A 10158-nucleotide genomic window follows, 5' to 3' on the forward strand; every position below is an offset into this window, starting at 1 on the left:
ACCCAATGATAGAATCATCCTACAAATTTCAGAGGTGTTTTGATGGAGATATCCAAAACAAGCAGACTGTCGCTCGTAGAACAAGTGGTGACGCAAATTGAATCGTTAATTCAATCGGATAAATGGCCGGTCGGGACGCGCATTCCCCCTGAGCTGGATTTAATGAAGCAATTTGATGTGAGCCGAAACACATTGCGTGAGGCCATTCGGGCGCTCGTACATGCCGGCCTGCTTCAGACAAGGCAGGGGAGCGGTACGTATGTCAGCTCATCCAGTGTTCTCGGCGCGGCATTTTACCGCCATATTAAAAAATCAAATTTGCTTGAAACATTAGAAGTCAGATACGCACTCGAAAGAGAAGCTGCGCGATTGGCGGCGGAAAGGCGTAATGACGAAGACCTGAAAGCACTGAAGGCATGCTTGGATGAATGTGAAGCGGCCTTGCAAAATGAAGATCGAAAACGGTATGCCGAGGCTGACATTAAACTGCACAAAACCATTGTACAGGCGGCCCATAACAACATGCTTTCTGATCTTTACGAGCATATGACGGAGGCGCTTTGTGCGTCAGTCCATAACCTGTTGGAAATCACCCCTGCTATACGGATCCACACCCAGCTTGCCGCCGCGATTATCGGACAGAAACCGGATCAGGCCATGGAGGCCGTCAACCAATACATCACAGTATTTAAAGATACAATACACATGGAGGATGAACATGAAAATTAAAGACGAACATCAAATTCTGCAAGCAAATCAGCGTAAAAAACTGATATTGCTGGTCATCGGAGTCATATTGATAGGAGCCAACCTCAGAGCGCCTCTGACATCGGTCGGGCCGCTCGTTTCCTCAATTCGGGACAGCCTCGGCATGACCAATGCGGCTGCCGGCACCATTACGACAGTGCCGCTTTTGGCCTTTGCATGTCTGTCGCCGTTTGTTCCTTTATTGTCCCGGCGCTTCGGGACCGAGATTGTGTTACTGTCATCATTAATTGTCCTGACAGCCGGAACTCTGCTGCGCTCCATCGCCGGAATCGGCACTCTCTTTTTCGGAACCATCCTGTTGGGATTGTCGATCGCCGTATGCAATGTCCTGCTGCCGAGTCTCATTAAACATAAGTTTCCCGGAAATTTAGGCATCATGACCGGCGTCTACTCGGTTTCTATGAATCTGTGCGGCGCGATTGCATCCGGCATCAGCGTGCCGATCGCCTCTTCAGCGGGGTTAGGCTGGAAAGGCGCGCTCGGCTGCTGGGCTATCCTTTCTTTCATTGCGTTTGTCATGTGGATTCCGCAAATGCGAGGACGCGAACTGCCCGTCCGCACGACTGGGACAAACGGAGAGAAGAAAAGCAGTCTGCTGCGGTCTCCGCTAGCTTGGAAGGTGACGATGTTCATGGGGCTGCAATCCCTTATTTTTTACACCGTCATCGCTTGGCTGCCGGAAATTCTTCAGCAGAATGGACTCAGCTCAAGTAAGGCGGGATGGATGCTTTCATTAATGCAATTCTCAGTCCTGCCGATTACTTTTATCGTGCCGATCGCTGCCGCTAAAATGAAAAATCAGCGCGCACTCGCCGGACTGACGGCTTTATTTTTCCTTATCGGCATTGCCGGCGTTCTTTTCGGAAGCCCGGCTCTCACTCCGCTATGGGTCATTTTGATCGGAATTGCGGGAGGATGTGCGTTCAGCTTGGCGATGATGTTCTTCAGCCTGCGGACCCGGCATGTTCATGAAGCCGCGGCGCTTTCCGGCATGGCTCAGTCATTCGGATACCTGCTTGCCGCGTTCGGGCCGCTCGTATTCGGTTTGCTGCATGACATCACGCACGGCTGGACGGTTCCGTTATTCATGCTGATCGCAGTCTCCGTTCTGATTTTCATTTTCGGAGTCGGAGCGGGAAAAGCGGAACAGATCAAAACAGCATAAAAAAACAAAGGGCCCGTTTAGGGTCCTTTGTTTTTTATTTGAAAAGCTGTCTCAGGCCGTCACGCTGTCAGTTTTAAGCCGATGACACCGATGAGGATAAGCCCCAGAGACACCAATTGTGACAGATTGAATTTTTCTTTAAACCAAAGTATGCCCACGGCCGAAACGCCGATGCTTCCCATGCCGGTCCAAGCGGCATACGCGACACCTGTGGGAAGAACCTGCATCGCTCCGGAAAGGCAAAAGAATGAAAGCATAAAGCCTGTTACCATGACAATCAGCGGCCACTTTTTTTTAAAACCGTCAATATGTTTCATGGCAACGGCCGCTACAACTTCCTCCGCTCCGGCAATAAATAACAGCAGCCATGCCATTAATGTTCACCCCTTGTTTCAGTTTCTTTCGTAAATACCTTCATTCCTAAAATGCCGGACAACAGCAAAGCCAAAAAGAATATTTGCCCGATTGAAAACGATTCGCCTAAAATGACGCCCGTTACATATGTGCCGACGGTGCCTATTCCGACAAAAACGGTATATGCGGCAGCCATCGGAATTTTTTTATAAGAGCGGATCAGCATCAGAAAGCTGACGGCAATCAGAAGGAAAATACCAATCCAATCAAAGAGCGAATCCGCATGCTTCAGGGCGGACGCCCAAACTACTTCTAACAGTCCGGCTATCAATACAAGCAGCCAATACATGATACAGTCACCTCAGTTATGAATGAATGTCAGTCATTTTTACGGCGGTCAAAAATGATCGGTCTCCGCCAATCATTTCTGCAAGCTTCTTTTGAGAAAGCTGAATATTTCTTTTTTATATACTTCGAGATCGACATCCTGTTCACAGCCGATATAAAACCGTTCAGCCGCGTTCTCGACAACGTTGATAATCGTTCTGGCCGTCCATCTGACATGAATGCCGCTGTGGACCTCACCCTGTTCAATGGCCGTATTGATCACGCCTTCCAGCCAGGAATAATAAGGCTGATAAATGGCTTCCCATTTCTCCATCGAATGATCGATGGCAAGACCGGAATAACAGAGAACGATAATATCTTTATGAAGCCGGGTGATGTGAAATGTCTCATCTACCAAAATGTCCAGCAACGTCCAAAAATCTTCAGAACCGTCCGTTTTCCCTTTTATTCTGTCCAGCGTAGTGTCGAGCAGGTTTTCTGCAATCGCGGATATCAGTGCGTTTTTAGAAGAAAAATATAAGTAAAACGTCCCTTGGGCCGTTCCGGCTTTTTTGACGATTTCTGAAATGGATGCTTTGTCTAATCCTTTTTCAGAAATGACTTCAATCGCGGCTTGCAGGATCTTTTCGTATTTTCCCGAGCTTTGTTTTGCCAATAGAGGGGTTCCTCCTTTTATGAATGACTGTCATTCATTTTATCGCATGTTCGCTTTTTTGTCATCCCTTAAAATAAAAATACCGGAAAGAAGACCATACTTCTTTCCGGTATTCGTCATTTATCACTGTCGATCATAGCCTTCGGCAGACCCGTATATTTTGCCCAATAATAAATACCGAGCGAACCGATGGCGATCAGAATCAGGTCAAGCGGATTGCTGATAATGCCCAATCCGTGGCCGAACGAGCCGAGATAGGAGAAAATCAGCATCATGACATAAAAGCCGACGATCCACCATGCTGATTTCAGCTGCTGCCGTATGCTGACATCATCTTTGGGAGCATATTTACTGAAACAGAGATAGATCAGAAACATGACAATTTGAGAACCGAGAAGCCAGGATACGGTGCGCCATCCGGACCAATATACAATATAAGAGGTAAAAATAAACGACAGCGGCCCGATGATGCTCATCCCTTTTAAATAAAACGGTCTGTTAATATTCTTCGCGTTGACTCTCAGCGCCGCAGAAGAAATCGGCGCAATCGCATAAGACAGAATCAATGCGACGGAGCATACGTTGACAAGAGCGTTCCAAGAAGGGAACGGAAGCGTCCAAAAAACAGCCAGACCGAACGAAAGCCAAAGGGAGGCGCGCGGTGTCCCGGTTTCTTTATTGACTTTAGAAAAAATGCTGAATAATGTTCCGTTTCTGGCCCAGGCATAGACGAGACGTGAAGTCGTATTCATAAAGATATTTCCGTTACCGCCCGGTGATAAAATCGCATCTAAAATGACCAATGTCGCCAGCCACCCCAAACCTAGCAAAACGGCGATATCTTTGAACGGAAGGGAGAATTCAGTCCCGATAGCCGGCCATCCGTGCTTCAGGGTATCCGCCGGGATCGCCCCTATAAAAGTGAGCTGCAGCACGGTGTAAATAATAGTAGACACGATAATACAGACAATCAATGCGATCGGAATGTTCCGCTTGGGGTTCTGCACTTCACTCGCGACAGCTACAATCGGATGCAGCCCAAGATATGCAAACATGACGCCGCCTGTGGAAATCGCGGCCTGAATTCCGGTGAAGCCAAAAGGCGCGAATCCGTGAACGGTCATATTGCCCGGGTGAAAATGAAAAATCAGTACCACAATTACCGTAATCGGTACGACATATTTAAAAATCGAAATAATGAAGTTTGCTTTCGCAAAGGTTTTGACACTCCAGTAATTGAGGAGGAAGAACAGGCAGAGCAGCGCAAATTGCAATATCCACCCGGCAATTGTCGGAGAATCGGAGCCTTTTACGGTCAAACCGGGAAACCAATACGCCACGTATTGGCGGACTGCCGTGACTTCTATAGAAATAAGACTCGTGTATGCCACAATGGTGACAAAGGAAATTAAATATCCGACGAGGTGTCCGTGTGAATATACGGGATAACGGATAATTCCCCCGGTCCGCGGCAGCGCGGCGCCCAGTTCCGCATAAACCAAGCCGATCAATAAGATGATTCCCCCGCCGATCAGCCAGGAAAAAACGCCTGATGGACCCGCTTTAGAGGCGACGTTACTGACGGCAAACAGCCATGCCGAACCGAATATGGCTCCCATGCCGATTAAAATAAGATCAAAAAGTGACATAGTTTTCTGGAAGTTTCCTTGCTTAGACATTCGCTGCCTCCTTAGAAAAGACATTGTTCTCTTTACATAATTCCCATTATCATTCAAACATACCCAGCCGGCCGGCTGGAAAATTAGGACAACTTTCGAAACGAAGTATGTACAGCAATGTGCTCACATTATAATAACGGCCGTATGGCAAGATCTCCCGGCTTATATTCCCCGTTTTAAACACATTCAAACCTCATATTCAGAAAAACAAAAAACGCCCGAAACAGGCGTTTTTTGTTACAAGTTCATATCTTTCAGTCCGGGGCTGTGCTCATTCGGAAGCTCAGGAAGTTCCGGCACGGGGAAACCTTTAGGAGGCTCGGACACACTTAATTCGCCGCCGTTTCGGCTCGGCGTCGTTCCCTGCAGAATTTCTCCGATCCGTGTCGGATCCAGTCTGAAATTAAATTGAGTATTATGATAACCCATCTCAACGAATTTCCGGCATTCCGGGTATTTTTCAATATCATAATTCGGCACGGGAAATAATTTGCCCCATTCGACACCCAGTGTTTCCAACGCTTTTGTAAATGCATTTTGATGGGCGTTGTCACGGACGATCAGAAAACCGAGTGTTTCTCTGAACGTCTGATTTGAACTCATTTCATAAATGCGTGTCTTTTGCAGCACGCCGGTTGATTCCAGCACGACATTGTCCAATAAATCGGAAATCAGATTCCCGTGGTTGTATACCCAAGACCCGTTCCATGGATTGCCGCCGGCGTCTACAGGAAGAGAACTTTGCGCTCCGATGATAAAATGGTGCGGATTGGCGTGTTTAACTGCTTCGTCAAGCGGCGCCTGATCTGCCGCCTGATTTCCGGGGCCCTCAGCGCCGCTTTCGTCGAGCAGCGCATTAATCGTATGCTGGACAAGCTCAACGTGTGCGATCTCTTCTAAAAATACACCGCGAAGCAGGTCACGGAACTGTTTTTCTTTTCCTCTGAAATTAGAGCTTTGGAAAAAGTATTGCATCATCGTCCGCATTTCTCCGTAGTGCCCGCCTAAAATTTCCTGAAGCACCTTGGCCGCGGCCGGGTCCGGCTTGTCCGGTTTAATGATATTGATCAGCTCTTCTTTGTAATAATACATAAACAGCGCCCCCTGAAAGAAGTTTTCGGTTCTTCTGTTAGTGTCTTTGCAAAGTCAGTTTTTATGTATCGGCATCAAAAAAAGGACGGGAAGCGTGTCCGTCCTTTTGTGTTAAGCCTCAACCGCCCCGCGAAGTTTCGTGTTGACAAGCCCGTTCCATCCTTGATCCATCGTACTGTGAATCTCGGAGCTTTTCCGATTGACTTTATTGATGACGGCTTCCGGCTCTTTCCATCCGCCGTGAATGAGAGTGAATTCCGTATCTCCGCTTTCCGTTTCCTTTAAGACAAAAGAAACGATCCAGCCTTCCGTATCCCACGAAAAAGAAAGGCGGTACGGCGCTTCAATATCCAGCAGCTTGCACGGAGACGGACCGAACGGAGATTCCAGCTGAAACTCACTGTCTTCTTGAGGTGTGAAATCATTCGGCATAAACCAGAGAGACAGGCCGTCCGCAGTGGAGACCGTATCCCAGACAACTTGTATCGGCGCCTTGAAAACGGCGGTATGAATAATGTCCGGTAATGGCTGATTGCTGCTGTTGTTGTTTTTGTTATCTTTGTTTTGTTTATCAGACATGAGGCGTAACCACTCTTTCGCTGTTTTTACTTTTGATCATACTACACGGGGCAGGACATTTGAAAACAAATCAAACTTATTTTATGCTTTTCCAAAGCCATTCAATTCATTTTAAGGAGACGTAGTGATGACAGATCAATTTAAAGCGTTAGTAGTCGATCAACGTGAAGACCGGTTTTCAGTCAGCGTACGGAAGCTGGCGGTTCAGGACCTTCCCGAGGGTGAAGTGCTGATTAAGGTTTGCTACTCAGGGGTGAATTATAAAGACAGCTTGGCTGCCATTCCTGACGGCAAGATCGTAACGTCGTACCCTTTCGTCCCGGGAATTGATTTAGCAGGAATCGTCGTTTCCTCAGATGACGCCCGTTTCAAAGAGGGGGATAAAGTCATTGCGACAAGCTACGGCATAGGTGTTTCCCGCTTTGGCGGTTATAGCGGGATGGCCCGCATTCCGGCAGATTGGATCGTGCCGCTGCCTGAAGGTCTGACACTTAAAGAAGCCATGACGATCGGAACCGCCGGCTTCACTGCCGCATTGTCCGTCCAGCGTCTTGAAGAAAACCATGCCGCTCCTGAAAAAGGGAAGGTGCTGGTGACAGGAGCGACAGGCGGCGTCGGAAGCTTTGCCGTCTCCATTCTTTCAACCTTAGGTTACGAGGTCGAGGCCAGTACGGGAAAAGAAGACGAAAGCGGCTATTTGAAGAGCCTCGGAGCAAAGACGGTCATTCACCGTGACGAAGTGTATAACGGCACGTTAAAACCAATGCAAAAACAAAAATGGGCAGCGGCCGTCGATCCGGTCGGAGGTGAGCCGCTTGCTTCAGTTCTCAGCCAGATTCAGTACGGCGGATCAGTTGCTGTGAGCGGACTGACAGCGGGAACGAAACTCCCGGCTACAGTCTTTCCGTTTATATTGCGCGGCGTCAGTCTCTTGGGAATCGATTCCGTATTCTGTCCGATGGAGACAAGAAAGAAAACATGGCAGCGTTTAGCTGATGACTTCAAGCCTGCAGATCTGGAGGCCTTTATTCAAAAGGAAATTACACTTGAAGAGCTGCCGGATACGCTTCCTGCTCTTTTAAAAGGAGAAGCGAGAGGAAGAACGATCGTTACAATAAACGAAGAATAAATCAAAAACCCCCCAATCAGCAGTTGGGGGTTTTCAATATATAATCAATTATTTATTGAGAAGAGATTAACTATTGAGTATATCGTGAAAATGAGCCGATTAAAAACACAAATTGGTTACATATAGGTAATATAAAGGTAAGTTATAAAATTTTCTGAAATATTTATTGACTGAAAGCGCTTTTAAAATTATGATAATAACATAAATGCCAATAATATCATTATAACTTCACTACAAAGTAACTATAAAATAACAATTTGACGAGAGGGGAGAGCGGATAATCACTATAAATGATAACGCTTTCGGATTATTTTCTTCTTATATAACTGTTTTGGACGGTCAGAACTTGTATGCAGACGTTATAGGTGCAAATATTGATAACTGAATATTCCGATATTATCTCTATGTAAAAACTAGGAGGATTTGAAGATGAATAAAAATAGCAGCCAGCATTCATTTTTGAGAACCATCATTTTAGTATCGACGTTCGGGGGTCTACTTTTCGGCTACGATACAGGTGTAATTAATGGGGCGCTGCCGTTTATGGCGGAAGCTGACCAGCTTAATCTTACCGCTTTGACTGAAGGGATGGTGGCGAGCTCCCTGCTCTTGGGGGCTGCGATCGGAGCAGTTTTCGGAGGGAGATTGTCGGACTATAACGGCAGACGTAAAAATATCCTTATCCTTGCCGTTTTGTTCTTTGCAGCGACGCTTGGATGTACACTGGCGCCTAACGTATCTGTTATGGTCATCTCCCGTTTTCTGCTGGGGCTTGCCGTCGGGGGAGCATCCGTAACCGTTCCGGCGTATTTGGCTGAAATGTCGCCGGCGGAAAGCCGAGGGAGAATGGTTACTCAAAATGAATTGATGATTGTAACAGGCCAGCTGCTTGCCTTCACGTGTAATGCTATCATCGGCAATGTGCTTGGTGATACCTCTCACGCCTGGCGTTATATGCTCGTTATCGCGGCCCTTCCGGCGGTATTTTTGTTTTTCGGTATGCTGAAAGTTCCTGAAAGTCCGCGCTGGCTGGTTTCTAAAGGGAGAAAAGAAGATGCTCTGCACGTTCTCCGGCGAATAAGGAATGAAGAGAAAGCGAAGTCTGAGCTCGCTGAAATTGAATCTGCCTTTCATAAGGAAGCTGAGATGGAGCGGGCGACCTTTAAGGATCTTGCCGTTCCATGGGTGCGCCGCATTGTGTTTATCGGGATCGGAATTGCGGTAGTGCAGCAGCTCACCGGCGTGAATTCAATTATGTATTATGGAACTCAAATTTTAAAAGATGCCGGTTTCGAGACAAAAGCCGCATTAATCGGCAATATCGCTAACGGTGTAATTTCGGTGCTCGCGACTTTTGTGGGAATATGGCTTCTCGGCAAAGTCGGCCGCCGCCCGATGCTGATGACGGGGCTGATCGGAACGACTGCGGTGCTGCTTTTGATCGGAGTTCTGTCTGTTGTGCTGAAAGGATCGCCCGCTCTTCCTTATGTGGTTCTTTCATTAACAGTCACTTTCCTTGCGTTTCAGCAGGGGGCTGTCTCTCCGGTGACCTGGCTGATGCTGTCGGAGATATTCCCGCTTCGATTGCGGGGACTTGGTATGGGGGTCACTGTCTTCTGCCTCTGGATCGTGAACTTCCTTGTGGGTTTCACTTTTCCGGTCCTGCTCGCAAACATCGGATTGTCTGCAACCTTCTTCATTTTTGTCTTGTTAGGGATAGCGTCCGTTATATTTGTGAAAAGGTTCCTTCCGGAAACGAAAGGTCTGTCGCTCGAACAGCTTGAACAAAACTTCCGTGCTTATGAAAAAACAGATCGTAATAGCGCGGAAGCCAAGGTGAGCGGGTAATCTGAATAGACGCGGGGTTCCTAGGAATCCTGCTTTTTTATTTATTATATAGAAGGGAATAACAAGTGAGAAAAAAGTTTCGTAAAAGTGTTGACCTAATTTAAAGTGCGTGGTATATTATTAAACGTCGCTGATGAACAAAGCGAAAACGACAAATGAGAAAATGATCTTTTAAAAAAAGACTTTACAAATTCTCAAAAGCGTGTATAATGAATGAGGTCGAGAAAAAGACTTCGAAAAGAAATAAAAAAACACTTGACATCATAACTGATTGGTAGTATGATAGTTAAGTCGCCTGATAAGCGCCCGTAGCTCAATTGGATAGAGCGTTTGACTACGGATCAAAAGGTTAGGGGTTCGACTCCTCTCGGGCGCGCCAATTCAAACGCGGGTGTAGTTTAGTGGTAAAACCTCAGCCTTCCAAGCTGATGTCGTGAGTTCGATTCTCATCACCCGCTCCATTATAATGATCTTTGAAAACTAAACAAGACAAAACGTACCTGTTAATTCAAAGTTTTAAATAAATCGCACAGCGATGTGC

At 46.9% G+C, this 10158-nt stretch carries 10 protein-coding genes and 2 tRNA genes; 6 read left to right on the forward strand and 6 right to left on the reverse strand.

The window, feature by feature from the left end; genetic code table 11:
- Positions 1–42 precede the first annotated feature (42 nt).
- Both AC1RRX_RS17620 and AC1RRX_RS17625 read left to right on the forward strand, forming a co-directional pair.
- Positions 43–729 carry a FadR/GntR family transcriptional regulator gene (locus tag AC1RRX_RS17620; protein WP_007609773.1) on the forward strand — a complete coding sequence of 229 codons (687 nt, stop codon included), beginning with the start codon at positions 43–45 and terminating at the stop codon, positions 727–729.
- Entirely contained in the window at positions 719–1933 is a 1215-nt protein-coding gene (locus tag AC1RRX_RS17625) for a CynX/NimT family MFS transporter (protein WP_007409296.1), read from the forward strand. Before AC1RRX_RS17620 ends, AC1RRX_RS17625 begins: the two co-directional genes overlap by 11 nt.
- A 59-nt stretch (positions 1934–1992) precedes the next feature.
- On the opposite strand, the gene AC1RRX_RS17630 is transcribed toward AC1RRX_RS17625, so the two are convergent.
- The 6 genes from AC1RRX_RS17630 to AC1RRX_RS17655 all read right to left on the reverse strand — a co-directional run bounded on the left by AC1RRX_RS17630 (position 1993) and on the right by AC1RRX_RS17655 (position 6640).
- Positions 1993–2307, reverse strand: a complete 315-nt coding sequence (locus tag AC1RRX_RS17630) for a DMT family transporter (protein ID WP_003156024.1) — start codon at positions 2305–2307, stop codon at positions 1993–1995.
- Positions 2307–2636 carry a DMT family transporter gene (locus AC1RRX_RS17635; RefSeq protein WP_003156023.1) on the reverse strand — a complete coding sequence of 110 codons (330 nt, stop codon included), beginning with the start codon at positions 2634–2636 and terminating at the stop codon, positions 2307–2309. The genes AC1RRX_RS17630 and AC1RRX_RS17635 overlap by 1 nt, the downstream gene beginning before the upstream one ends.
- A gap of 72 nt (positions 2637–2708) precedes the next feature.
- Positions 2709–3290 (reverse strand): TetR/AcrR family transcriptional regulator, encoded by a 582-nt coding sequence (locus AC1RRX_RS17640; RefSeq protein ID WP_007409294.1) that lies wholly within the window; start codon positions 3288–3290, stop codon positions 2709–2711.
- Between the two features lie 116 nt (positions 3291–3406).
- The gene (locus AC1RRX_RS17645) at positions 3407–4969 is read right to left on the reverse strand and encodes an APC family permease (protein WP_007409293.1); all 1563 of its coding nucleotides are present in this window, start codon (positions 4967–4969) and stop codon (positions 3407–3409) included.
- A 237-nt stretch (positions 4970–5206) separates the two neighbouring features.
- Positions 5207–6061: a manganese catalase family protein gene (locus tag AC1RRX_RS17650; protein ID WP_007409292.1), complete on the reverse strand. Its 855-nt coding sequence runs from the start codon at positions 6059–6061 to the stop codon at positions 5207–5209.
- Between the two features lie 111 nt (positions 6062–6172).
- The gene (locus AC1RRX_RS17655) at positions 6173–6640 is read right to left on the reverse strand and encodes an SRPBCC family protein (protein ID WP_020955414.1); all 468 of its coding nucleotides are present in this window, start codon (positions 6638–6640) and stop codon (positions 6173–6175) included.
- 127 nt (positions 6641–6767) lie between these two features.
- On the opposite strand from AC1RRX_RS17655, the gene AC1RRX_RS17660 reads away from it, so the two are divergent.
- The 4 genes from AC1RRX_RS17660 to AC1RRX_RS17675 all read left to right on the forward strand — a co-directional run bounded on the left by AC1RRX_RS17660 (position 6768) and on the right by AC1RRX_RS17675 (position 10078).
- The gene (locus AC1RRX_RS17660) at positions 6768–7769 is read left to right on the forward strand and encodes an NADPH:quinone oxidoreductase family protein (RefSeq protein ID WP_015416940.1); all 1002 of its coding nucleotides are present in this window, start codon (positions 6768–6770) and stop codon (positions 7767–7769) included.
- A 429-nt stretch (positions 7770–8198) separates the two neighbouring features.
- Positions 8199–9617 carry a sugar porter family MFS transporter gene (locus AC1RRX_RS17665; protein ID WP_040238455.1) on the forward strand — a complete coding sequence of 473 codons (1419 nt, stop codon included), beginning with the start codon at positions 8199–8201 and terminating at the stop codon, positions 9615–9617.
- 302 nt (positions 9618–9919) lie between these two features.
- Positions 9920–9996: transfer RNA gene (locus AC1RRX_RS17670), tRNA-Arg, on the forward strand.
- A gap of 8 nt (positions 9997–10004) precedes the next feature.
- Positions 10005–10078: transfer RNA gene (locus AC1RRX_RS17675), tRNA-Gly, on the forward strand.
- The last annotated feature ends 80 nt before the right edge of the window (positions 10079–10158 follow it).

This window comes from Bacillus sp. GW821-FHT11D08 (genome assembly GCF_058808515.1).